Source organism: Furfurilactobacillus entadae, from assembly GCF_045862745.1.
In the GTDB taxonomy this organism is placed as follows: domain Bacteria; phylum Bacillota; class Bacilli; order Lactobacillales; family Lactobacillaceae; genus Furfurilactobacillus; species Furfurilactobacillus entadae.
Genome location: NZ_BQXN01000030.1, coordinates 1 through 22,998, shown reverse-complemented (window position 1 = coordinate 22,998; position 22,998 = coordinate 1). Strand labels below are relative to the sequence as shown.

Genomic DNA, 22,998 nt, shown 5'->3' with positions numbered 1-22,998 from the left:
CGTCATTCAGCCCGCTTTGAACATCAGGAAAATTAGTGGCGACTGGCGTGTAAGGCCCCGACAGTGCGTCGCTCCGGTACAGTCGAACAACAAAATCACGCTCACGGGCCCATAGATAGTACCAACCGTCGATAAAATTAATATTCGGATCAATCGGGCTACCCTTGACATAATTTGCGACCACCTTTTGACTGGTTGCCATGTCAATGCTGCCTGTGTCCGGGTCAAAATCGACAACGAACAAATCGAAGTCCTGCTCAGTCCCGTTAGGTGGCGTTTGGGCATAAATGATGTGCCAGCCGTTCTTGTCATTGACCCACTCTGGCGCCCAGGTCATACAACCTGGTTTGTCAATCGGATAAGACAATTGATCGAACTGTTCCCAGTCCTTTGTTCGAACAATACCACCGGTATAAATGATGTACCAATAATCATTGAATTGCGCCAATGACGGATCTCGCCAGCCAAAATCATATTGCTTTAACTCATCCCAGTTGAACCCATCATTCGACGCGATTAAATGACTAATCGTAGGCCCGGGCCATTTGATTTCGTCAAAGGTCATCGCTAAATAGGAATACTGCTGTGTTTGTTCTAGTAATGTCGTAACTACGCCCCCTTCCTAATATTTGAGTGGAATCCGCGCATCGAAGGCCCGTGGGAAATTACTGCTAACACTAAACATGTACGTGGCGCCAAGCGTCACACCGCCGTTGACCAAACCAGACATCACCACGTTGCCAACGCCCGCATTTACCTGGCTAACTCCAATGCCAACCCTGGTGTCCACGGGCAGTTTAGGCGTTCCAACAATGCCAGTGATATTAACGGCGTCCCATTGAATATTGGCTGCCTGTTCGCTTGCGCTTAAGATAGTTGCGTTGACCTTTAAATATCCACTATTAGCTGACAATCGAACCTCCTCAACGACTGGGCTGCCAACGCTCCAATTGGCATTAAACGGTGTTATTTTGGAGGACAAATCTGTCACAAGCGGATACTGGTTGTCTTCCAAGTCGGCTAACGCTGGCACAAAATCGTGCTGCTCAAACACAGCGCTAACTACCATACATTGTGGTGAATTACTGTACCCGCAACTAATCCGGATGTAGGCTGTTGAAGCAACCGCGTATTTGTAAAACTCGATGATTGACCGGGGGCGATCACCCGTTCCCTTGGCTGTAATTGTCCAGATTGTAGAACTTAAAAACTTTTTGTTTGAATCAAAGAAAGCCACAGTCAGCTGGTCGTTAGGTTCAGCACCCCAGCCAACACAAACTAATTGCGCTGCCGAATCATAAGCGATTAAATCAGAAGTGATTGCCTTAGCATTAATGACGGTCGGCAAGCCATTAGAATCTAATGACTTCCCGACTGTCTGCGTCTTGTTAATCCAGTAATTGCTTGGCAAACCGTACTTTTGAGTTAACGCGAGATCCGACTGCTTAGCCAAGCCGCTCACGTCGGGCACTTTGACTGCACCGACTGCGGTAGCTACATCCGCTTTAGTTGCCACATCCGGCTTATCTGCAATACTGGCCCAAGTGATGGTTGGCACCTGAATTCCATCAATGGCAGTCGTTAGATCATTCTGCGTCACAAGTTTCGGTTTGTTGGCGATATCGTTCCAGTCAAGCAACGGCTTAATTTGGGTATACAAGAACTGGCCGGTTAATCCAATAACCGCATTAACGTGCGTCTGCGGATAAAATTGTTGCTCTGTTCCCGGAAACGCCACAGGCCTAATGTCAGTCATCTACTTCACCAACTTTCGGTAAGATGGCAATATCTGGCTTCCACTTAGCCGCTTCATTTTTCAATGATTCAATCGTCTTACCTGAATCATCATGCGCCGTCTTTAAACCAGCCATGATTTGGGTAAAACTCTGGTCAAGATTACCAAATGTAACACTTTTGGATTCAGGATTAACCAAGTCGCTCGACGTTTCACTCACGCGCGTTAATACATCCACACCGTTGCGATCCCGGATATACCCGTAGTTACCAATATGACCATCGTTGGTTTTACCACGCGGTGTGTTCTGATCGAATTGGTTAAGTGTTGCTGTTCGTTGAACCTGTGGTGTGTCCTGAATCTTCGTCTTCAAATAGTCCAGCAATGAGTTGTTGTCAGTAAAGCGTTCATCACTCACTGGATCAGCGTCAATAATGCCCCACTGCGCTGCATTTGGGCTTGTATAATCAGCCGTAGCCTGTGGGTGCTGGTTCTCATCCATCTTGCCTGTTCCTTTAATATGTGTGGCAATGGCAGTAAAATCACCTTGATCACTCAGCGAGAACAAGTCGAGGTTATCCAACCACACGAAAGCTTTGTCTTTGCCAACCTTCTTGTAAATGTCTACATGTGCATTACTGTATGACCATTCAAACCCAAAATCACTCATTAACGTGTTCAAAAACAGGTCGAAACCTTTTCCACCACCAAAATTCTCACTAAATGAGTAATTATCGAAATTATCGTGAATGGCATATGTCACACCAGTATTAGCCGTTATTAGCTTCATGCAAGAATCTAACGATTGCGATCCCGTTAACACGCTTTCTATATAATGGTCATTCCAATCATGAAGAACGCCAAGAAAGGTGGCTTTGCAGCTACGGTAATCGCCTACGTTGGCGCCACTTGTTGTCTGAATCCTGTACTGTTCACCAGTTGTACTGTCAACCAGCAGCGTTCGAGGTTGTAACATTCCCGCCGCTGCTTCATTCAAACCGTTGTTTAAAAATGACACGTCAAGTTTAGCAATCTGATTAAGCGTATTAGTTAACGTAGCTGACGTGGGTTGTATTGGTTCTTCATTGCCAGACACATCACGTAAGTACAGCATGTAATTCCTCCCCTCCTAAACGTAATAACGAGTAGTAAACGTCAGATCAAAGTTAGTTGCACCGCTAATGGTCAATTCGTTGATACCTTTCGCAAAGTCTAAATAGGCATGGTTTCCTTTGTCGTAAACGTTCACGCCGTCAACAACTGGAACCATGCCGTATAAAATTAGTTCTTGGTTCTTATTGAGCGACTGGTTAAGTTGGAAAGTTTGGCCGGTCGTTTTGTTTTTAATCGTCAATTGGCTGCTAACGTCACCATGGAAGAATAAAGTGGCCGGTTTGCCATCGGACGTTAACGGAATACTACCACCAACGAACACCTGTACCTCAGTCTGATCTTGAAAATGGTACGGTGGCAAGCAACTAAATGGGATGTCGAATCCCAAAAAGGCCGGCTTATCCATGGCATCCGTTGTGTTGACGGTCTCACCGAATCCGCTTGTTGCCACCAAATTAACCGTAATATCTTCAGTAATGATTGGTGACGCTCCGTAAGGATCAAAACTAAACCCATCGTCGGCATGGACGGGCCAACGAATGAAAGGGGCCACACTACTGATTACATAGAAGTCTTCATAACCCCGAAACAGGTCAAAAACCTGTAAACGTGCTAACTCTTGCTCTGGTGTGTCTTCCGTTCGTACATCGAACACAAGCGGAATCTTGCGCTCTGTTGTGTGAATATCAGACGCGACAACGCTATACATCCCAATGGGAGTATAACTCCGCGAAAATGATGGCGCTGGTGGTGAAAACTTTTCTACCTGAATGCCTAAATCAGATAACCAATGGCTAGTACCATCTTTTAAAATAATCTCCACATCTAGCTGATTCATCACTTACCTCCTCTCGTCTTATCAATCGTTACATCCTGACCCAATGCCAGCTTAATCAGCGGATATTGTGCATTAAATAATACGCCGTTATCCAGTTGCAAATTGATGTTGACCATCTTCGAACTCAAAGCATCTACTAACCCTTTTAGTTCACCACCAAGACCGCCATTATTAACCTGTTGTCCTGCTTGCTGTGTACTTAACTGCACGGGTTGCGGTGCTGCCATAACAGTTGGCCGGAAGCCTGACGCTTGTTCCGCCGTCGTTGCCACAAATGCTTGTTGACCAAACGACATCTTAACCGCGTCCTCAGTCAGTTCCTTTGAGTAGGCTGACTGATCGTCTGGAATATGGATTTCTTTTTGACCGTGTTCAGAAACCCATGCCAATTGTTTTGCGTAAGAGATACCACCTTTATCGTACATTGGGTGACCAGATGGTCCCCAACCACGTTTAACGCCTATTGGTGGAAAGTCTGAACGCCAGTTACTATCGTTGAGGACAGCAAGCAGCTGATCCATCAAGCTTAAGATATTTGTGTGCCCCGGTACTGCCCAAGAGCTAAACGTACCGCGCTTATATTGGAAAATGCCCATTGGTAATCCACTACCATCATGGTCATCATATCCGCCGCCTTGTGAAGGATTGGCGCTTGATTCAGTCATAGCTTGGAAATACAAATGGGCAATATCACCATCGGAAAGGGTTTGATTCATTAATGAAGCAGCCATATGAGCGGCCTTACTAAACGTATCCATGTCAACATGGCCTTGCCCGGTTCCAATAGCTTCAATCTCTTGTTTTAACTTTTCTAAAAAGCTAGTCTGTTTCTTTTCCCAAGTTTTCGTGCTTGAGCCAATTGTTGTTGGATCACTCCCAAACGGCTTCATGTCATAAGACTGGTCAATTAATTTTTCCCAGTTTTCAATTGGGTGTTCAAAGAATTTAAATACATCGCCAAACAAGTTTTTAAACCAGTCGGCAATATTCCCACCAGTCCCAGTAGCGTGCATTGGCACACCCATAGCTTTCAATGCTGGAAGCACTCGCAATGTGTCTTGACCATTAAAAACCGTGGAGCCGGCTGGTAAATGTCGCATTGTTGGTTTGTCTGGGGACAATTCCAATTGACCATTACCATAGTCGATCAATTCACTACGGCCACCATCACCAACCATAGCCAGTTCAGGCCGAGTTAATTGTCCACGTGTACCAGTGGCGTGCCTAAATTGTGATATGCTCGTTGGTTTATTAAATCCTTGACCTCCTGGCTTACTTACTGCGTTTCCTGATCCACCCGTTCCCTTAGAGATGGTATTAATTGCATCAGCGGAGGTGTTCATGTTTCCTACAATCCCATTCATAATGTTGAACGTTGAAGTCACTGGAAGGTCACCTTTTGAATCTATCCCATTGGACCATCCCGTTGAAAATTGTTGACCATTACTATACACAACCCCACTTGGAATAGTGTTGCTTTCTGCATCAGTACGAATTCCTTTAACAGTTCCCGTAACCACTTCTTTTTGGCTCCCTAAACCATTATTATAGCTTCCCATTGTGGCAATACCTTCGGGAGTTAATGTAACGTTAGAAGTTTTACGCAAAAATTGGGCTAAATCATTGAAATAATCTTCGGAAGTTACTTTTCCGTCCAGATATTGTTTATTCAACGTAGCCATTGTCTCTTTCCCATGCCCGGAGACATCAATTTTTGTTTTATCACCTACCATTTTTTCCAGTGCGTCCATTTGCGTAGTCGCTTCTGGTATACCAAGTTTGTACCCTTGAGCAAGTGTTGAGATTGAATCCTTACCGAGTTTGGAAAGGTCTTGTCCATAAATCGAATCTAGCTGCTGTTTGTATTGCGCCCCAAGCTGGTCTTTGTTGATAACTCCCAAGGACAAACCAAGCTGTAACGTCTTCATGTCATTATCAGCAATCTTGCTTAATACCTGGTCTTGTTGAAAAATCTGGGTAAATTGGTCACCGTACTTTTGCTGCAATGTTGCAGCATCAAATTGCTTGCCCAAACCTTTTTGGAGCGTTTTAATGTCGTTTTCTCCCAGTTGTGTTAAGTCATTCGGGAAAATGTCCAGTGCCGAAGCCCCAAACTTTTTAAGTACATCAGCACTCTTCAACTGTCCGTTTTCTAGACCTTGCCGTAGCGTATCCCACTCGGTTTGACCAACTGTCGAAAGATCCTGCGGAAATGCATCTAAAATTGATTTTCCAAATTGTTTAACAGCCTGTTTCATAGTTACTGCTCCGGATTCTAACCCTTGGAGCAAAGTGCTTTTTTCGGAATTGGCCAAATCGTTAAATTGAGAGTTTCCGACCCGTTTCCAATCATCAAACATCGATTGGAAGTAAACTTCGGCCTCCTTAAAACCAACCTTGCTGCCAGATTGAAAATCATTCCAGAAGTCTTGGGCTGACTTTTTCCCGTATCTTCCTAGGTCAACCTTTTGTGTTGCATCGGCAATGTTTAGTCCCCATTTTGCCGCAACTTCTGTTACTGATCCTTGAGACCCATCAGTCAATCCTTTGACATACGAAGCGTGCTGCTTTGTTGCGGCGGCGGCGATTTTTTCATCGCTTTTGGAAAGAGTGTTCGTTAAATCTTGAACATCAACTTCCGCCTGCAACTTGGCTTGCTTAGAACTCATTCCCATGGCTTTGTATGCTTTTTCTTGGGATTTTTGATAGTCATCCAGATTCTTTTGCAATGTTCCGTGAGCCGTTTTTTGTTGTTGAATATACTTTTCGTTATCTTCCTTTGCTGTACCGATCCAGGCACTGCGATACAACCAGGCCTGGTCCATTTTGTCGAAGTACTGTTTATTTCCTTGTGCGTCCAGTCGAGTTTCAGCCTCGTTTAATTTCTGACCATTTCTGAGCATCTCCTCACCGTTATTTTTATATTTATCCGAAAATGCTTTTTCGGTATTCAAATACTGGATGTTCGCTTTAGCTTTATTTGCTGTTTTCTCGGCGTCAATGGCATCTAATCCAGTGGTGTACTCTTTGTAGTCGATCTCGTTTTGATCATAAGCATTTTTCAATTTTTTGTTCTTGCTTTTAAAATCTTTGTCGGCTGCGTCGGCCACTGACTTGTATGATTTATCCGCTTGTTTTTGATCTGTGCCATACATTTTTTTAGTAATATCGCCATGGTCATTAACATAGCGTTGATAAATCATCTGCTGGTCTTGATATGATTTTGCAAATACCGTCGCTCCTTCGGCAATAGTATTTTGTGCGTCTGTCAATTCTGCTTGTTGGGTCGAGTTAGCTTTAGATAAATCACCATCTAATGACTTATACAAATCGTTAATGGTTTTTTTGGCGTCCTTAATTGCCGATACAGTCCCATCGGTCCGTGTCTTAACACTGTCGCCAACACCTTTAGCCCATTGGTTACCTTCTTCGCCAAAATTCTTGCCGATATCATCAAGCACGCTAAGCGTGTCATTCTTCATACCCTTAAACTTATTGACGACCATATCAGCCATTTTTGAGTACTTATCTACAACATCGCTGGACAGCTTTTGTGACTGCTTCCCAACCGATGTATCTAGTAATGTCATGTCATTTTCAGCACCGGCATGTAGATCGTTGAACCCTTTCAGGGCCTTCCCAGTAGCGTCGCTAACGTTCATACCGAACTCGTCGATTTTCTTGTTATGCTTATCAATCTCCGCTTCATGTTCCCGCTCTGACTTGATGGCGAGAAATGCCGCTGTTCCAATACCAGCGATTGCCAGTGCTGCGGGTGCAGCTCCTAGCGCAAGTGTACCGATACCTGCATCAGCTGCCACGGACATCGGTCCAATAGCTGACAAGCCGCTCAATACGCCGCGTGTAGCCGTGGAAAACAGCCCCATCTTGCTTGTCACTCCGGAAACGGAAGTCCCGGCCTTGACTGCACTGTACGCACTTTCTTCCAACGCGCCGCCCACGCCCTTAGTTCCTGCCGTTAAACGTACCAGCTGCTCTAATAGACGTGTATTTTTGTTAACAAAAAGCCCCACTAATGACGTCCCTTTACCCAGCAGACTTAACGCTGGTCCGGCGGCGGCCACCAATAGAGCGGTATGAATAATATTCTGCTGCGTTTGACCATCTAATTCGGTAAATCGCTTCATCAGGTCGGTGATTTCCTTGATCACTGGCGTAATGGTTGGTAATAACTTTTGTCCGAACTCGATTTCGAGCGCTTGAAGTGAGGCCTTAAACTGCTGCTGTGAGAACTGGCTAGTGTCACGCATGGTCTTGTTGTACTTATCGACCGTGCCATTGCTATGTTCAATCTCATCAGACAATGACTTGTACCGGCCTAGGTTGGCGTCCATCAAGGTCATACCAACCTTCATGTTTTCCTGACCAATCGTGTCGTACATAAACTTCTGGCGTTCTTGATCGTTCATGCCCTTGTAGGCATTTTGCATCTGACCGATGATGTCGAAGACATCTTTCATCTTGCCATGTGAATCATAGATAGCAATGTTGTACTTCTTCAAATCAGCAGCGGCTTGCCCGGTCCCAGTACCTAACCGGGTCATCATAGCAGACAAACCAGTCCCAACGGAACTAGCATCAATCCCGGCCGACTTCAACCGCCCAGAAATGGCTAGAAACTCGTTAGTCTTAACGCCCATGGCGTGCATGGCAGCCCCGGCGTTCCCGCTGATTTCTTGCAAATCCCCAAGTGACATGGCTGACTTATGTGTTGCCTCAGTCATCTGGTTCATTAACGCGTTACCGTTCTTAATAACTGTTCCGTTAGAACCTAAGTTCTGCCCGAACTGCTCCAGCATGGACGCCGTTAGCTTAATGGACTGACCAGACTTGTCGGAGTTAGCCGTCATCGTCTTTAACAGGCTTGGCATCATGCCCATAGCCTGCTTGACGTTGTACCCATTAGAAACCAGCTCAAACATCCCGTCGTTGATTTCTTTGGTCCCGACCCCAAACTGTTTAGACCATGACAACGTGTCCGATGACAACTGTTTCATAATCCCGTTTACTTGCTGGGTTGAGTAGCCTTGAGCTTGCACTTCCTTGCGAATATCCTGTAATTGATATTGGAAGTCTGACGCGGCTTTATACGCCAAGCCAAACCCCGTCACAATTGGCAATGTCGCGCCCATGGTGGCCGTCCGACCCAGGTTCTGCATGTTTTCACCGGCCTCTTTAAAGCGGCCTGATAACACCAATGCTTTATCCGCAGACGCGGCCATCGCCGGTGTTAGCCCGCCGACAGCCTTATCTAATTTACCGGATTCAACAACTAACGCCTGTTGTTGCGCTTGTAACTGTTGGTATTTAGTCCGGGTGGCCGCGACCTCCGCACCATTAGCATTTTCATCTTGGGTAAGATGGCGCAACTGATCAGCCGTCCGCACGATTTCAGCCTGATTGGCAGCCAACTGTGTGCGTAGCCCTTTTAACTTGGAAACGTTGGCCGATGTCTTTAGCCCGGCTTCTTCTTGCTCAGACCCCACAGACTTCCACGCTGACGCACTCAGCTTTAATTGCTGAATCATTTTGCCTTGTTCAGCTTCGGCTTGTGCTAGGGCCTTTCTGGCCTCTTTTAGCTTGTCACTGTTGTTGCCCTCGCTCTTCGCTAACTTATCAACTTCAGCACGGGCCTGTTGCACAGTTGCCCGACTGGCCGCCAAGCTCTTTGTAAACTCGGAAACATGTGTCGCCAACGCTGGGTTAACATCCACACCCTTTAAGGCCTGATCTAATGTCTTAGCGCCGGCTAGGGCCTGTTTAGTTATTAAATCAACGTTAATTCTGACAGCCCCATCAACGGCCATACGCTAATACCTCCTAAATCTTTCCTGCTTTTCTGAGTTCCTGCATTTTTAGTGCTTTGTGTGGCATATCTAAGCCAGCTAACACTAGGTCAAGCTCCGATTTAGTAAACTTGCCCTCGTGCTCTGGTTCATCTAACGAATAAAGGAGCTTCATCTTATTGATGAGCCCCTTTTGTTCGTCTGACATATCGTCGTTTACCTTAATCGTTCGGTACGTGGTCACTTTGCGAAACTGAGTATCATCCGTCAGACCATCCAGCATAGCGTTAAACTTGGACCAACTTAAATTAGCCGTGTCTAAGTCAATCCCGTATTGCTGCTGAAACCCGGCTTTAATTAAATCTTCATCAGCGTCAAAGTCAAACGATGGCTTGCTGTGTTTAAACAGCTTTTCTCGGCGCTTCTCCCGCTCTGTATACAGTTTTTCGTGAAAGATAGTATCTAATAACTTGGATTTTTCTGGTACATCAAGATTACTAGCATCGCTGTCTACCAATAAGTCGGTTGCTAACTCAATCCGTTCTTGTGGCGTCAATCCTTCGTCTTTAATCAACTCAAAGTACAACAACACCACCCGAAACGAGAGATCAAGACGATAACGCCGTCCCTCGAAATCTACATAATCAACGTTGACCTCGGTAAAACTCATGGCTATTCACCTACTTGTGTCTCACTGGCTTTAATAGCCGCAATCTGATTGGCATAGCGTTGGCGATAATCAGATAGATCTGTCGCTTGTGTCATATTGGTAACAACCTGGGTCACAACTTTAGACAACACGTTGCTAGATTCTGAACAGATTTTATAAATTTGTTCACCAGAACCAGCACCAAACAAATCATCCAAATACTGTTTGTATTGTTCCCCAGCCTTTTTGTCGGCCTTTTCATAGGCGTTGACAAACCGCTGATTGTAATCACGGTCAATCGCTGCTAAGGTCTTCTGCAAGCGGACACTATCGGGCTTCAACTCACCGTTTTCTTTCTTTCGCGCTGCGTCCTTTTTGGCAGTGGCTTCCGTTGCCAGCCGATCGACTTCTTGCACGATATGAACCTCGTGCTTTTCGATTTCTAGGGCAGTCGCCTTAAAGACAGCGACGGACTTATCGGAAAACGAAGCTGTAAACGTCTTACCACCGATTTCAAAATCTAAGTGGTCATTGGGAATGGTTAAGCTAATTACATCTGACATGTGTAGACCTCCATAATTTTAGTGTGTTCTATGTATGACGGCCGAAGCCGTCTATAAATTACGCCGTTGCATCATCCGTTGGCTTAGCTGCATCTGATTGCGGTGCAGCAGAACTAGCCTGCGGTGCTTGTGAAGCTGGCGTTACTGGTTGAGATGATTGGTTGTTATTTACTCGCCGTATTGGTTAACGTAACACCCATGATGTCAACGTTCTGACATGGTGTATCTGCCAATACAGATACTAGATCAGCAGTTGCATCTGGCCCAATAGTTGCAGGTGAAGCATTGTAACTTAACGTTGTCTTGAACCCACCATTATCATCAGCTGCACCACCACCATCGTCGATATCTGAGAATGTACCCATCCCAGTTTCAACAGTGTGTAGGGTCAGTGAACCGTCATCGTTTTGCAAATATTGACACTTACGGAACATCCGTTCACGGGCAGAACCAGTTTTTTGCTTCATAGAAGCAATATCATCTTGCGCGGGATTACCGATTGAACGGTCACCACTGATATCGTATGAAGAAGTAACACCAGTGATCGTATTGCGTTCTTGTCCACCACCGTTGTAGTAAGCGGCGGTCTTCTTTTTATCGGTGTACTTAGGTGTTACGTTCGTAATACCATCAGCCAAATAAAGCCAAATGATCTTTCCGGTCGAATCCTTTTTACCCACCCAGTATTCGTCTAAGTAGTTTTCTTGAATACTTCCGAGTACGTTTTTTGTTGCTACTGCGTCTGCCATGTAATTAGCCTCCTAATTTAAAATTACCGTTACTTGAAAAACGCCTTGATAAACGAAATACTGTTGCGAATCCTTATTAGCATCATCTTGAGCGGTGGCAATAATATGTGCAGATTCAGTCGTCTTGGCGTTTATGAATTTGAAAGAGCCATTACCGCTCTTGATTGAAACATGTGTCGCATCTTCCATCGCGTCCATAATGGCATTCAACGTGTTCAATGACACAATGCTCTTGGTATGCTTCGACGTGATGGCAAAAGAAAAAGCCCGCTTACGGATTCCGTTGTAATAACGGACCGCTGGGCCTGTTGGTTGAACTTCATAGCTAAGGGTGTTGCCCGGAGGGTAGCTGTTGCCCAGTTCCATCTTGGTAAATAACTCAACGTTTGCGCTAATGTACTTGTTAACCGCCTGATCAAGGTCAAGATTTACCTGTCCCATTTATTTGGCCCCCAATCCATGCATAATAAGCTGCTCCCATGATTGGCCATTAACCAACCATGCATGATCAACCCAGTGGCCCTGTGCCTGTGGATTCACATCATCGGTGTAATGCAACGGCCGATTGGTCACGACTTTCTTGTAACCCTTTTTGGCAGCCCATCCAACGGGCGTGCCAGCTGGGTATTCCATGGCCTTACCACCGTAAACGTACTGGGCATACGGCTCATTCCAGATTAACGTGACCCCATGTGGTCGAGTGATACGAGTAACACTCTTTTGTAAGTTGCCATTCAGATTGGGAATAAACGGGTCAACATCTGTGACGATTTTGTCCTTGAGCATGTTCATTAGCAAATAGTCATTCGTGAGTGTATTTAAAATGCCCCAACTAACCTGATTACTCATGACAGCACCCCTTCCCAGTGGTGGACATGGGTACCAAAGTCATAGATTGGGTCAAACGACTTAACCAGCAACTTTTGACCAGTTGAACTAACCACTACGTGATCATTAACCTGTGGCAGTTGCTGGAGTGGTGCTGAGTTAACAGCATCCACAAACAGCATGTAATTACCGGTAATGGTCGTTACAGTTGCGCCACCCCCCACCGACTGGACCGACACACCGGCTGCAGGGTCAACGCGGACATGGCTAATGATGTAACTGATGTCGTCAACGGTTGAATCTTCGGCACTCCACGAATCGTCTTTATCCTTGTCTGGCTGGTCCGGCAATACCTTGATTGAATCTAATAGTAGTTCTAACGGGATTGCATCAACCAAATTGACCAACTCCTCTGTAAAGTAGGCCCGTTGGCCGCAGGTAATTAATAGCTACGTTCGAGCGTTGGGCTGTCCCACGAGGCAGGCTCACAGACGCTGCTTTATCGTAGTTGAACTTACCCACAGACACATGAGTGAGACCGCCAGCAGACTGTTTGGCATTGGCAAGTTCCTCAACACCACCGGCATCAAGAAACCACTCAATCTGTGCACAAACGGCCTTCTTAACATTTAGGCGGTCAGCATCCAGTGGCAAATCTTCGAGACCATGACTATCGAAGTAATGATTGGCATACTCGTTAACCATATCCTCGGCACGAGCCTCTAAACGTGCGAAATCTTGGTCGCTTGTGATCGTCTGCCCGTGGTAAGTATCTTGATAGAAAGATTGTTCAACCCATTGCATTAGATCACCTCGTTACTTACTGGGTGTTGTAGTACCTGATCCCGTTGTAGATGTTTTAGCAGCAGTCCCACGTTTAACAGATGATTTAACCGAAGTATCAGGAGATTTCGTAACATTTTGGTCAATAACTGTTCCACCATCAACGTCAAATGGGTTAATAACAAGCAGTTTAGTGTCATCGTAAATTGCAACACCATAGTGTTCATCCGCGTTGAACTTGGTAACCTTGTTATCCATGTCACGTCCCTTTTCGGCTAATACCCCACGTTTCATAAAGGTCTTCATTGCCCCGGGCTTGGCTGCTAGCGCTGACCCAACAGCAATCTTCTGAGAGCGAACAATTTGCCAGCCTAACAACTCGCCAAACGTACCGTTGATCAAGATGTTGTCACCTAAATCAGTAGCACGTGTCCAGTTTTCGGCAGCCGCCTTGCGCAACTTATTGACATCCTTTGGATTCATGAACAAAACACCAGTGGCAGAGGAATCACCTTCAACTGCGTACTCACTCGTGTCATCGTTGAACGCCGCTTCAATGGAATCAATCATATCCAGCGTCGTTACGTCAACGCCAGAAGTCAACTTCAACCGAGCTTTCATGGCAGCCGCCAAAATGTCGTTATCAATCTTTGAGGCGATCGCCATTGTAATTTGGCGTTGGCCTTCACCGACAGGGTCACCATAGCCACTCAATGCTGCTTCATCAGTGATTTTTACACCCTTACCAGCCTTTTTAATGGTGAATGTATCAGTGTCCGTTGTCAGCATAGCGTAGTCAATTGCGCCGCCTTCTTCAACGTCAGTAGCATCTCCAATGTACTTGTAACGTGGAACCGTGATTACATCTCCTGGTTGTCCTTCCAGGGTTGTATCAATGGGAGCAATGGAACCAAAGCGGATTGCCTTTGGTAACTTTGCAGAAATCTGTGCCGTCATGATCTGTGGATCAATCAGGTTATCTAATACAGTAATATCATTAGCCATTTATGCTTTCCTCCTAAATTGACAGCTTTAAAGCTGCTTGTTTATAAATATCTGGGTGTTCCAGTTTGAGTTTAGCTGCTTCTTCATAGCTAATCTTAGATAAATCTGGGACCGTCACTGGCATACCACCGCCAAGGTTTTGTCCTGCCACTGCCGTTGAAGCTGGCCCAGATTCACCCTTAAACGCTGGGTTGCGTTCTAATACACCGGCCAGAGCGTCGTCAATCGTCTTAACACCGTTAGTCTTGCCAGCCAGATCAGCCTTAGCAAGCGCCAATGCGTCATTCAAATGGTCGTCTGCCACTCCTAACTTAAGTGCCGCCACTTGAGCCAAAGCGTTATCCCGTTCCGTTTCCGCTTGAGAGAGCCTTCCAGTTGTTTTCTCAAGCTCCCCAGACTTAGCCTCCAGTTCGGTTTGGTTAGCCTCTACTTCCTTGTTATGTTGATCAACCAAGCCTTTTAAGTCGTCCTCATTATCAAAGCCTAGCGACTTTAACAATTCAGCCCGGGCATCTGAAGCCACCTTCTGCGTGTCGACCGGCGAAGGAGTTGGTTGTGTTTCCGGTGCCGGTGCTGGCGCAGGAGTTGGATCAGTTGCTGTTGGCGTTGGATTTTCTTCTGCCATATTGTTGCTCCTTTCCTAATTTTGTGTATAAAAAATAAGCCTTTTAATGTCATACTTAGGACGAGGTGATCATCTATGAATGAAAATTTGAGTAACGATGAAATTAAACAACTAAAAGCGTTATTACATGAAAGGCAAAGAAAACAGGCTACATCATCGCTTAACACGTTTATCCTTTCCACCACGCTGGTCTCTGCCAGCGCCTCTACATTTGGAACATTTGTGTCTCTTAAAAACTCTAATTTTTATTTTCCAACACTTGTATTAATAATTATACTTATTGGCTCTAGTTCTGCCCAAAATAGATTCATTTTAGATTCTACGGATAGAGAAGATTTCGCGTCTTTTGCATCAATGGGGAAAGCGTTGCTTTTTTCTTTGCCCATGCTTATTTTTGGAATCATTTCTTTAACGTTCAATACTCATTCGCAATTTGCACAGCTCTATGACTGTGCCTTGTTAGGATCTTCATGTTTTGGATTTGGGTACCTTTTCTTTCAGCTGTGGGTTCATTTTATAGTAAAAGATTCACGATCATAACGTCTAGTTAATTTATGTTCATTAGTAAACTCACGTACGGCTTTCTGACGGCGCTTAACCAAACACTTAGCATTATCAACATCTGCCGGATCACCCAATTTCTCGGCGGCTACTTGTTGCCGTTTAGCTTTACGAACATTAGATTCCAAACGCCGCTGTGTTTGCTTATTAGCGTACATAGCGGCGTTTTTGTCTGCGTCCATTTGGGGAACCTTCATGTAGCCCTCGCCCTCAATGTAAGGCAAGGTGTGGTGGCGGCAATGAATACCGCCAATCCCTGTGGCAGTTCCATAGCCGGTTGCTGATTCAAAATCGGGGTACTTGTCGGTATCACCCGTTAATGAGTAGATATGATCTTGGAATCGCAGGTGTGACGGGCGGCACCCAGCGTGTGAACTAATCTTCACTAAGGCGCCGTATTGCTTGTAGCGGGCCAGCTCAACCGCATTGGTCGTATTGTTCACCGAGGCTTCAATGACGGTCCTAATGTAAACGTCTGGCGACCAGTGGCGGCCCGCCTTGTCAATTAGCGCTGGTATGCCCTGGTCGGCCCACTGCTTAGCCGCCTTGCTCAATGCTTTAATCGATGTTGTACCAGTGCGCATGTCCGACGCTGCTGTGGTCACAATCTTGTTGAACTGTGTGTAGGCGTTCTCAGACATATTGTTGCGAGCAATTGTCAGATACTTCTCGCCGTCTTTCTGCCCTTTAGCAACCTCAGCGGCAATTGTAGCGGTGTCGCCGATGTGCGCCACTGGTTTATGAGAGTGCGTCACCAACCATTCTTCAGCCCGTTTAACATTGTTATAGCTCATTGGCCCCAACGTCGTCATTAACGTCAACACGGCGTCTTCTTGTGGCTTACCGGTCACTTGCTTAGCATACTTACGAATGTCATCGGCATGGTTCAACATTTCCTGCTGCCACTTAGAAGGCGGCGTATCATCCGCTTGGTTCTGTTGCTCCTCAGCTAACACGTTCGCAATGTGCTGCCAGATTAAGCCCTCAACATCGGCGAAGTTCTGTGAATCTTTGGCGGCGACTTTATCTAGGTCCCACGGATCAAGCATTAGCCTCACCGTCTTTACCGTTGCCACCCACAATGTCGCTAATGTCACCCTCGACGTTGGCAGATTCAGCGTTAATTTTATCCAGCATTTCTTGTGCTTCTGTGTCAGTAACGCTCATGGCACGCTTGATTGATTCAAGTTGTGACATCACGGGCCGGTTACCATTCGCGGTCATGTAATACTTGAGGTTCTCGTCACGATCCTTGGCGATTGAATCATCGAAGTTGACCGATACGTCAATATCAGTGACACCACTATACTGCACCGATGGGTCATTGTGAGCCAACTCAACGATTACTTGGCACATGTGGTGTAGCGCATCCTCAATCAAGGTTTCGTGGCTGTTCTTAGTTTGGTAAGTATCCGAGTTTTCGCTCACAACAGCCGTAGCCGTGACCATGCCTGTCTTAGAGTCGAACGTGAACGCATCTGAACTAAATCCAACCTGCGAAGCGTACATGTGCAGCAGGTCGTTAATACCCGCCACAATGGATTCATTGCGCAGTGGTAACGTAATGTCAGTCGGCTTGGTACTTTCACCATCTCCGCCACTCATTTCCGTTGAATACGGCATATAAACTTCTTCTTTGAAGTCTACCGTGAAGCGCCGCTTCCCAGTAACTGGATCAACGCTGCTTTCTAACTGGCTAGATGGTGCAACAATGCGTCGACGTCCCATTTTGAATTCTTGCCACAACATGTCAAAAGCTTCATCTAGTTCTTTAAGTGTGTCCTTGGCATTGGCATAGATGGGTACACCAAGTGGACTACTCATCTCGAGGTTATTGGCTAGGTTGGGCTTTAGGTAGATAAACGTTGGTTGTGAATACAACGCCTTGGAGTAACGGGTCTGTGGTGCCATGTTCTTAAAGGCTTCCGGTAATACAGACCAGTCAACAATCTTCATGCCAAGATCATTACCCTTGTCATCAACACTCTTGTACACCTCATTGGTAACAATGTAGGAGCTGTCGTCTTCCTCGTGCCATTCAAGCAATGTATAGCGCTGTCCATTGCTGACGATTGACGAGGCGATGACGCACTCAGTAACGCCGTTAGCGTCTGATGAGATTGGATAGAATGAATCAGCGGTAGCAAACCGAATTTTGACCTTGCCACGGTCGGTGTACAGACGTAGCACAATGCCACCGGTGCCAAACATATACTCAAGGTATCGCTCAAAGTTGTGGTAAAAATGGTTGTCTTGTAGCACTCCATGAATGAAGTTGTTCTCGGCGTTGTCGTAGTCATCAGGTGAAGTCTGCTCCGGCTTCTTGTCTTGGTGCTTAGACACCGAAATCAACGCTTTTTGATTGAACACAAGGCTCGCCATTTTCTTAGCTGACACCTGTCCCATGTTGAGTGAATACATTTGGCGATCAAGGAACGTCCCATCCGGTAGTTGCCGGTGAATCCGTTGCCACCCTGGATGTGATTGATAAATGGTAAACCATTCACTAATCAGTGAGTATTGCTGGTCATCCACCATTACTTTCTTGTGGTCTGTTACGTTCTGCAATGTTGTTGCTAATCCCATTTTGACTAACACCCCCTTTATCCAGTCGTGGATTTTATTAAACAAGGCTAATCACCTCTTATACTTTTTTGTGAAGTAGTTGGCCGCATAACGGCTCTCATCCATTGCATGGTTATTTGCATCTACTGGCTTGCCTGTGGCCTCATCACGCACATACATACCTAGTTCCTTAATGTAGTGATAATGGTCGTAGCTTTGCTCTGCCAGTCCACTTGTTGGCGTGTCAACAAGTGCAAACTGACCGTCGCTCATTAGCGACTGCATCCGCTCTACCCCGACTTCAATCCCCTTAGCGGCACCAACGTGATCATGACCATTATTGTCGGCTTTACCAGCACGAACGCCAACCTTGATGAGTTCCTGTCGCAGTGACAGTGCCGCAGGGTCAATCTGAACCATACTGTATTGCAACTGGTACGTTTTCACACACCAGTTAATGAATCGTTTCAGCTCAACTGCGTACGTGCTCATCGCCTTGGTTTGGCCGGTCTCTGTCCCACTGTGGTAGTAGTTAGCTACACGATTGAGCACAAATTTAAAGCGCCCATCAGGTTGACGGACGCTTGTGACAATATTACAGCTCATAGTGGTGGCATCGTCTTGCCCGGCGTCGCCTTCAAAGAACATCTCAACCGGTTTACCAATTAACATCTGATCAGTCATAGTGTCTTGATCGAACATGTCATAGATAACCCCTTGTGGCATCACCCGCAAACCTAGCCAGTCACGCTTGTACAGATACGGGTTGCGAATGAGTTCAGCTTTCATGGTTGCCAGTCTAGCTGGCGTCATAATCGGGTTATCATTCATGGTCCAGTGGAGCCAATGAGCGTCGTGGTCATCAAAGAACTTAATGATTGGGTCTTGCGGTGCTGGCGGGTTTAAATCGGCCAGATGGTAACGATATGTCGCCGCCGCTGTCCGTCTAAACGTCTCTTCAAGAAACTCTTTATTGAGCAGTTGAATTTCAGAATACGCAACCGAGCCTAAAGATAACCCACGGATAGCATTAGCACTGTTCGACTTACCGCCACCCTTAAAGTAAATTTTCTTCTCGCCGCTCGGCAGGTCTAAAGCCAAATGGTCGCCACCTCGATCACGCCGTAAATGGCTTGAACCATCGAAGATGTATGCTAATCCCATGCCATCACCCTCGATAAACAGGTTATAGGCTAACTCCTGGTTGTATGCACTGACTAGATGATTGGCGTCTGGTGTCGCCAGATAGAACATTGCTAACCGTGCGTCATCCGCAGCCGTTTTACCCGAACGGATAGAACCCTCATTGACATCAAACGTGTGATCAAACAGAGAATTTATAAAAGCCCACTGTTTAGCCCCGTAATGTACATTAGTCAGTGGTGTCCTCATCTGGGTTATCCTCCTCAGGTATTAATGATGTAGCTTGTGTACTCAAGGCTGTCAGTAATGGGTTAGTAGCACCCTTACCCTCAATTTCGTCGGCCTCGTGTTCAGCAATTCGAGCCTTAGCATCTGACTGACGAGCATCAGCACTAAGCTTCTTTAACTCGGCCTCAGCTCTTTCATCACTACCGGGGTACCGCTTAAGTATCTCTTTAACGGCAGTAATACGAGTTTTTATATCCGCTTCTTTTTCCTTCTCAATTGCACCGCCGTCTATCGTAGGCACAAACACCGTTTCGGTCTCTTCGCCTCTAGCAATGCGTGTAAGTAGTTCAATGGCTTCTGTGCTGTCCATAATGCGCTCAGAAGCCATCTCATCCATCATTTCAGTAATGTATTCTTTAATGTCAGGTTTTGTAAGGTTTTCTGCTCCAATTGATCGGGCAGTACCTTGACTATAACCGGCAGAAATCGCGGCTTTGGTGGCGTTCGGCTCTTTTACATAAGCCTCAGCAAATATCCGCTGTTTATCAGTTAGTTTCCGTACCATTACATATCACCGCCACCTCCTGCTCCTCAATTATTGGAATTATTTGACAAACTTAAATTCGAGCCATAAATCATTTGCTTTCAAATAGGTATCCGTTTCCTTAACGGTCATGCCGTTTAACCTAACAAATGTCGTTCTCATCTTTGCCATAAGAATACGATCAGTCTCTAATTCCATAATGCCACCACCTTTAATCAACAACAGTTATAATTTAATGTCGTTTTCCTTCATTACCTGATAGATAACATTTCCAAGCGGGTTAACGATTGTCTCATCATTTGAATGCTCATCATCACCCATTTCATGGATCATGGCATGAGTCAGTTCATGAATAAACGTTTGCGCAATTTTCTGTTTTGCCATATCACGTTTTAGCACAATCAATGCCTGATCAAACTCTGTGTATCCCCAAACAGTAATACCATCTGCTACTGGTACATCTTCATACCGTACTTTATATTTAATTCCCATTACATTCACAACTGATGGAACTCTCATATTATTCCCCTTTGATGTAAAATAGGTACGAGGAGGTGATTATATATGGCACAACCAGAGCACCGTAATTTTCCAGCCAATCCACACAAAAGTGGTCCCAAAACTGTAACCGTGGCTCCATCCAAAAAGCAGCCAGGTTACAAACGAACCACGCCACGGAGAGCTAAATAGTTTTACTAACCAAGGCCCAGTCACATTGGGCTTTTTTGTTTTTTCTTATCATCCGCTACCTCATATGTTTCCTTGAAGATATCTGGTTTACACGGATACAACTCACCATGCACGCCCTTAATGATGTAGTCGCCTATTTGTGCTGTCATCATGCCTTCAAGTGTTCCAATCTTTAGCACAGGATGTCGCTCATTTTTGTAGTCTACTCTTACCGGATTCATACCAAGTTCATCTTGCAAAGTCTCGAGACATTCCGCCGTGTTTACAAATTTCACAGCTTCAATTACAACTGGCTTTTTCCTATATTTCATTTGTGTCTTCTCTTAACGCAATTCTTCAACAGACACAATATGGGTTGTGCTAATCGTTGTGCGCAAGGGGTCATTTTCAACTTCAATCCCGCCATTTCCATTCGCTATTGTATTAGCGGCCATTAAGTAACGATCATGTCGTTCCGCTTCATCATTATAATAACTATCCACATAATCGTCAGTGTCTAGATGAATCCTTATCTTGTACATCTTTTGCCCTCCATACTCTAGTTTTTGGCACAGAAAAACGCCGCCCGTTTGGACGACGCTCTGCTTGCTTCTTTTGTTTTAACCACCGTTCAAGATCACCACATATCTTGGCTTCCTCCCTGGTCATGTAACCAAATTTTGTTTTAATCATGTTGCAACTATCTGCACACCTTTCTTCTGAATTTATTTATAATCAAAAAGTGGTCATTACACAAAACGTAATATCCACTCGCGCTCTGCTTTGTTCAGCATCATTCATCCAAATAAAAAGCGGCCAGTCTAATGACTAACCGCCTGCTATATACTATTGCTCATTTTCATCTGTGATTGTCGCTACCACAGGAATTTCATCAATGTGTAACATGCAGTGATCATTTAACACATGTTCAACCTCGCTGAATCGGTCCCTGGTCGTTGTAATGTCAAACTGATAGTAGCTACTGCCAAGCTTACGAGTTGTTACTTTAATCGGGCCTACATCTGGTAATGTCGTTTCTACCACATCATCTAACACCGCATGAAATTTTAGTACGTCCATATTCTATGCCTCCAAGCTTAATATTATCCATTAATAATTATAACGCTTTATTGTGAAAAAATACACAATAAAGGCGTTGTTATTCAAAATTAAAAAGCCAGTCGTTATGACTAACCGCCTACTATGTAATGCCACAATCAAGTGGCCGTTTAATAATGTTAACTGCGCATTGGGCTTCCTGACCCATATTGGTTAAGTTTAAAGCGCACTGCAAAATAAAAACGCCCCGAAGGACGTTTTACTTTCCACGATGTAAATACCAATAAATAAAGATACCAATAATAATGGCCAACGTCGCAACTGCAGTAAAAACAATCGTCACGTAATTGCTGACATTAAACATTTATGCACCTCACTAATTCAAACCATCTTCCACTTCTTTTTTAACTTCATCGTTCCATTTTTCGTAATGAGCTTTTTCTTCATCATAATCTGTTATCTTTGTCATTAATAGATCCAGTGGGTTCATTTCATAACCAGTGAAATCATATTTTAAAGACGCAATAAGGTTTGCCATGTAAATCATAAACTTTGCTCCGCCGTCACCTTGACCTTTGTAATTGTATTGATTGAGTAGCGATAGTAAAACTACTGTCTTTTTAGAACCATACAACAGTGTTTTATGTGTTAAATCAATAAAGTTTTGTCTGCCTTTGTCGGTGCCTAGTTCTTTATTCTTTTCATCCATTTTAGTAATGTATTCAGTCCAATCATTTAATACAGACTGTAATTCATCACCGCCTATTTGTCTAAAATATTGTTCAACTTGTAGCTGACGATTATTGCTAAATTCCAGTCTTTTAATTACGTCTGCACTAACATGTTTTGGCAACTGTTGAATAACAATAATCAAGACAAAAAGAAGAACAGTTCCTATTGTGGCTAAAATATTCATAACAAAACCTCCATGTATAATATGAATATCTTACCACATTATAAAAACCGCCCGGTAAGTGAGCGGCCAACTAAGTATGAATGGCGCCCAGACATGAAGCTGGACTAATTAACAAAAAGAGAGAAGCACATTCACCTCTTTTCTATAATTTATTTTTGGCCGGAGCCAATGCAACCGGCAGGATTCGAACCTGCGACCTCTCGGTAATCATGAGTTACCTACTGTTTTAATGCTCTACCGACTGAGCTACGATTGCGCCTAACTAGCTTCCGGCTATACCTAAGCCAGCGAACGGTCGAACCGTCCTTTCATGCCCTCAAGGGGCTACGACACTGACGGGATTTGACCCCGCAACCTGCATTGAGTTTTTTTGCTAACCCAGTCTTATTAGGCTCCGTAGAGTATCTAACCGGACTGGAACCTTACCATTCGGCCACAGTGTCTCAACGTTTTCCAGATCGCCGTTGTGAGCGATCGGCCGCTTAGCAGCCACTTTACTGGAACTTGTACAAGTCTCGGCACATTTAGTGCCTACGCCATTGGCTGGGTTTGAACCAGCGTCCCACCACATATAGTGGTGTGCTCTCCCATCTGAGCTACAATGGCATGCACAGGGCA

At 45.1% G+C, this 22,998-nt stretch carries 24 protein-coding genes, 3 tRNA genes and 1 pseudogene; 1 reads left to right on the top strand and 27 read right to left on the bottom strand.

The window, feature by feature from the left end; genetic code table 11:
* The 14 genes and pseudogenes from ACKTR5_RS10635 to ACKTR5_RS10570 all read right to left on the bottom strand — a co-directional run.
* Positions 1–565: pseudogene (locus tag ACKTR5_RS10635) on the bottom strand (hypothetical protein); the annotation flags it as partial.
* Between the two features lie 57 nt (positions 566–622).
* Positions 623–1,756, bottom strand: coding sequence for a hypothetical protein (locus tag ACKTR5_RS10630; RefSeq protein WP_407881399.1), 1,134 nt, complete (start codon positions 1,754–1,756; stop codon positions 623–625).
* Positions 1,749–2,849 carry a phage tail protein gene (locus tag ACKTR5_RS10625; RefSeq protein WP_407881397.1) on the bottom strand — a complete coding sequence of 367 codons (1,101 nt, stop codon included), beginning with the start codon at positions 2,847–2,849 and terminating at the stop codon, positions 1,749–1,751. Before ACKTR5_RS10625 ends, ACKTR5_RS10630 begins: the two co-directional genes overlap by 8 nt.
* A 15-nt stretch (positions 2,850–2,864) precedes the next feature.
* Positions 2,865–3,686, bottom strand: coding sequence for a phage tail domain-containing protein (locus ACKTR5_RS10620; RefSeq protein WP_407881396.1), 822 nt, complete (start codon positions 3,684–3,686; stop codon positions 2,865–2,867).
* On the bottom strand, positions 3,686–9,514 hold the full coding sequence (locus ACKTR5_RS10615) for a phage tail tape measure protein (RefSeq protein WP_407881394.1): 5,829 nt from the start codon (positions 9,512–9,514) through the stop codon (positions 3,686–3,688). Before ACKTR5_RS10615 ends, ACKTR5_RS10620 begins: the two co-directional genes overlap by 1 nt.
* A 13-nt stretch (positions 9,515–9,527) precedes the next feature.
* Positions 9,528–10,163, bottom strand: a complete 636-nt coding sequence (locus tag ACKTR5_RS10610; RefSeq protein ID WP_407881392.1) for a Gp15 family bacteriophage protein — start codon at positions 10,161–10,163, stop codon at positions 9,528–9,530.
* A gap of 2 nt (positions 10,164–10,165) precedes the next feature.
* Positions 10,166–10,705, bottom strand: coding sequence for a hypothetical protein (locus ACKTR5_RS10605; protein ID WP_407881390.1), 540 nt, complete (start codon positions 10,703–10,705; stop codon positions 10,166–10,168).
* 164 nt (positions 10,706–10,869) lie between these two features.
* Positions 10,870–11,454, bottom strand: coding sequence for a phage tail tube protein (locus tag ACKTR5_RS10600; RefSeq protein ID WP_407881388.1), 585 nt, complete (start codon positions 11,452–11,454; stop codon positions 10,870–10,872).
* Between the two features lie 12 nt (positions 11,455–11,466).
* Positions 11,467–11,895, bottom strand: coding sequence for a hypothetical protein (locus ACKTR5_RS10595; protein WP_407881386.1), 429 nt, complete (start codon positions 11,893–11,895; stop codon positions 11,467–11,469).
* Entirely contained in the window at positions 11,896–12,303 is a 408-nt protein-coding gene (locus ACKTR5_RS10590; RefSeq protein WP_407881385.1) for a minor capsid protein, read from the bottom strand.
* Positions 12,300–12,680, bottom strand: a complete 381-nt coding sequence (locus ACKTR5_RS10585; protein WP_407881383.1) for a putative minor capsid protein — start codon at positions 12,678–12,680, stop codon at positions 12,300–12,302. Before ACKTR5_RS10585 ends, ACKTR5_RS10590 begins: the two co-directional genes overlap by 4 nt.
* Positions 12,673–13,086, bottom strand: a complete 414-nt coding sequence (locus ACKTR5_RS10580; protein WP_407881382.1) for a head-tail connector protein — start codon at positions 13,084–13,086, stop codon at positions 12,673–12,675. Before ACKTR5_RS10580 ends, ACKTR5_RS10585 begins: the two co-directional genes overlap by 8 nt.
* A 12-nt stretch (positions 13,087–13,098) precedes the next feature.
* Positions 13,099–14,070 (bottom strand): N4-gp56 family major capsid protein, encoded by a 972-nt coding sequence (locus ACKTR5_RS10575; protein ID WP_407881381.1) that lies wholly within the window; start codon positions 14,068–14,070, stop codon positions 13,099–13,101.
* Between the two features lie 13 nt (positions 14,071–14,083).
* Positions 14,084–14,695, bottom strand: a complete 612-nt coding sequence (locus tag ACKTR5_RS10570; RefSeq protein ID WP_407881379.1) for a hypothetical protein — start codon at positions 14,693–14,695, stop codon at positions 14,084–14,086.
* A gap of 75 nt (positions 14,696–14,770) precedes the next feature.
* On the opposite strand from ACKTR5_RS10570, the gene ACKTR5_RS10565 reads away from it, so the two are divergent.
* Complete coding sequence (locus tag ACKTR5_RS10565; RefSeq protein ID WP_407881377.1) at positions 14,771–15,235, top strand: hypothetical protein; 465 nt, start codon at positions 14,771–14,773, stop codon at positions 15,233–15,235.
* Here ACKTR5_RS10565 and ACKTR5_RS10560 read toward each other — a convergent pair.
* The 13 genes from ACKTR5_RS10560 to ACKTR5_RS10500 all read right to left on the bottom strand — a co-directional run bounded on the left by ACKTR5_RS10560 (position 15,205) and on the right by ACKTR5_RS10500 (position 22,986).
* Entirely contained in the window at positions 15,205–16,305 is a 1,101-nt protein-coding gene (locus tag ACKTR5_RS10560; RefSeq protein WP_407881375.1) for a phage minor capsid protein, read from the bottom strand. The genes ACKTR5_RS10565 and ACKTR5_RS10560 overlap by 31 nt on opposite strands.
* Positions 16,298–17,842 carry a phage portal protein gene (locus tag ACKTR5_RS10555; RefSeq protein WP_407881373.1) on the bottom strand — a complete coding sequence of 515 codons (1,545 nt, stop codon included), beginning with the start codon at positions 17,840–17,842 and terminating at the stop codon, positions 16,298–16,300. The genes ACKTR5_RS10560 and ACKTR5_RS10555 overlap by 8 nt, the downstream gene beginning before the upstream one ends.
* A 51-nt stretch (positions 17,843–17,893) precedes the next feature.
* Positions 17,894–19,213: a PBSX family phage terminase large subunit gene (locus ACKTR5_RS10550; protein WP_407881371.1), complete on the bottom strand. Its 1,320-nt coding sequence runs from the start codon at positions 19,211–19,213 to the stop codon at positions 17,894–17,896.
* Complete coding sequence (locus ACKTR5_RS10545; RefSeq protein WP_407881369.1) at positions 19,194–19,757, bottom strand: terminase small subunit; 564 nt, start codon at positions 19,755–19,757, stop codon at positions 19,194–19,196. Before ACKTR5_RS10545 ends, ACKTR5_RS10550 begins: the two co-directional genes overlap by 20 nt.
* Positions 19,758–19,796: 39 nt before the next feature.
* Positions 19,797–19,934 (bottom strand): hypothetical protein, encoded by a 138-nt coding sequence (locus tag ACKTR5_RS10540; RefSeq protein WP_407881367.1) that lies wholly within the window; start codon positions 19,932–19,934, stop codon positions 19,797–19,799.
* Positions 19,935–19,961: 27 nt separating this feature from the next.
* Positions 19,962–20,255 (bottom strand): hypothetical protein, encoded by a 294-nt coding sequence (locus ACKTR5_RS10535; RefSeq protein ID WP_407881366.1) that lies wholly within the window; start codon positions 20,253–20,255, stop codon positions 19,962–19,964.
* Positions 20,256–20,446: 191 nt separating this feature from the next.
* Entirely contained in the window at positions 20,447–20,737 is a 291-nt protein-coding gene (locus ACKTR5_RS10530; RefSeq protein ID WP_407881365.1) for a hypothetical protein, read from the bottom strand.
* A gap of 12 nt (positions 20,738–20,749) precedes the next feature.
* Complete coding sequence (locus ACKTR5_RS10525; RefSeq protein WP_407881363.1) at positions 20,750–20,947, bottom strand: hypothetical protein; 198 nt, start codon at positions 20,945–20,947, stop codon at positions 20,750–20,752.
* Between the two features lie 304 nt (positions 20,948–21,251).
* Positions 21,252–21,485, bottom strand: a complete 234-nt coding sequence (locus tag ACKTR5_RS10520; protein ID WP_407881362.1) for a hypothetical protein — start codon at positions 21,483–21,485, stop codon at positions 21,252–21,254.
* Positions 21,486–21,840: 355 nt separating this feature from the next.
* Complete coding sequence (locus tag ACKTR5_RS10515; RefSeq protein WP_407881360.1) at positions 21,841–22,380, bottom strand: hypothetical protein; 540 nt, start codon at positions 22,378–22,380, stop codon at positions 21,841–21,843.
* A 169-nt stretch (positions 22,381–22,549) separates the two neighbouring features.
* A tRNA-OTHER gene (locus ACKTR5_RS10510) sits at positions 22,550–22,636 on the bottom strand.
* A 71-nt stretch (positions 22,637–22,707) separates the two neighbouring features.
* A tRNA-OTHER gene (locus tag ACKTR5_RS10505) sits at positions 22,708–22,823 on the bottom strand.
* Positions 22,824–22,914: 91 nt separating this feature from the next.
* Positions 22,915–22,986, bottom strand: a tRNA-Tyr gene (locus tag ACKTR5_RS10500).
* Between the last annotated feature and the right edge of the window lie 12 nt (positions 22,987–22,998).

What these genes read in the sequence shown, in the direction of transcription:
- ACKTR5_RS10540 (WP_407881367.1), bottom strand. Translation starts at nt 19,934, where the DNA reads ATGGAATTAGAGACTGATCGTATTCTTATGGCAAAGATGAGAACGACA.
- ACKTR5_RS10520 (WP_407881362.1), bottom strand. Translation starts at nt 21,485, where the DNA reads ATGGACGTACTAAAATTTCATGCGGTGTTAGATGATGTGGTAGAAACG.
- ACKTR5_RS10600 (WP_407881388.1), bottom strand. Translation starts at nt 11,454, where the DNA reads ATGGCAGACGCAGTAGCAACAAAAAACGTACTCGGAAGTATTCAAGAA.
- ACKTR5_RS10550 (WP_407881371.1), bottom strand. Translation starts at nt 19,213, where the DNA reads ATGAGGACACCACTGACTAATGTACATTACGGGGCTAAACAGTGGGCT.
- ACKTR5_RS10630 (WP_407881399.1), bottom strand. Translation starts at nt 1,756, where the DNA reads ATGACTGACATTAGGCCTGTGGCGTTTCCGGGAACAGAGCAACAATTT.
- ACKTR5_RS10575 (WP_407881381.1), bottom strand. Translation starts at nt 14,070, where the DNA reads ATGGCTAATGATATTACTGTATTAGATAACCTGATTGATCCACAGATC.
- ACKTR5_RS10555 (WP_407881373.1), bottom strand. Translation starts at nt 17,842, where the DNA reads ATGGGATTAGCAACAACATTGCAGAACGTAACAGACCACAAGAAAGTA.
- ACKTR5_RS10580 (WP_407881382.1), bottom strand. Translation starts at nt 13,086, where the DNA reads ATGCAATGGGTTGAACAATCTTTCTATCAAGATACTTACCACGGGCAG.
- ACKTR5_RS10570 (WP_407881379.1), bottom strand. Translation starts at nt 14,695, where the DNA reads ATGGCAGAAGAAAATCCAACGCCAACAGCAACTGATCCAACTCCTGCG.
- ACKTR5_RS10625 (WP_407881397.1), bottom strand. Translation starts at nt 2,849, where the DNA reads ATGCTGTACTTACGTGATGTGTCTGGCAATGAAGAACCAATACAACCC.
- ACKTR5_RS10610 (WP_407881392.1), bottom strand. Translation starts at nt 10,163, where the DNA reads ATGAGTTTTACCGAGGTCAACGTTGATTATGTAGATTTCGAGGGACGG.
- ACKTR5_RS10535 (WP_407881366.1), bottom strand. Translation starts at nt 20,255, where the DNA reads ATGAGAGTTCCATCAGTTGTGAATGTAATGGGAATTAAATATAAAGTA.
- ACKTR5_RS10560 (WP_407881375.1), bottom strand. Translation starts at nt 16,305, where the DNA reads ATGCTTGATCCGTGGGACCTAGATAAAGTCGCCGCCAAAGATTCACAG.
- ACKTR5_RS10525 (WP_407881363.1), bottom strand. Translation starts at nt 20,947, where the DNA reads ATGTACAAGATAAGGATTCATCTAGACACTGACGATTATGTGGATAGT.
- ACKTR5_RS10530 (WP_407881365.1), bottom strand. Translation starts at nt 20,737, where the DNA reads ATGAAATATAGGAAAAAGCCAGTTGTAATTGAAGCTGTGAAATTTGTA.
- ACKTR5_RS10615 (WP_407881394.1), bottom strand. Translation starts at nt 9,514, where the DNA reads ATGGCCGTTGATGGGGCTGTCAGAATTAACGTTGATTTAATAACTAAA.
- ACKTR5_RS10545 (WP_407881369.1), bottom strand. Translation starts at nt 19,757, where the DNA reads ATGGTACGGAAACTAACTGATAAACAGCGGATATTTGCTGAGGCTTAT.
- ACKTR5_RS10620 (WP_407881396.1), bottom strand. Translation starts at nt 3,686, where the DNA reads ATGAATCAGCTAGATGTGGAGATTATTTTAAAAGATGGTACTAGCCAT.
- ACKTR5_RS10565 (WP_407881377.1), top strand. Translation starts at nt 14,771, where the DNA reads ATGAATGAAAATTTGAGTAACGATGAAATTAAACAACTAAAAGCGTTA.
- ACKTR5_RS10605 (WP_407881390.1), bottom strand. Translation starts at nt 10,705, where the DNA reads ATGTCAGATGTAATTAGCTTAACCATTCCCAATGACCACTTAGATTTT.
- ACKTR5_RS10515 (WP_407881360.1), bottom strand. Translation starts at nt 22,380, where the DNA reads ATGAATATTTTAGCCACAATAGGAACTGTTCTTCTTTTTGTCTTGATT.
- ACKTR5_RS10590 (WP_407881385.1), bottom strand. Translation starts at nt 12,303, where the DNA reads ATGAGTAATCAGGTTAGTTGGGGCATTTTAAATACACTCACGAATGAC.
- ACKTR5_RS10595 (WP_407881386.1), bottom strand. Translation starts at nt 11,895, where the DNA reads ATGGGACAGGTAAATCTTGACCTTGATCAGGCGGTTAACAAGTACATT.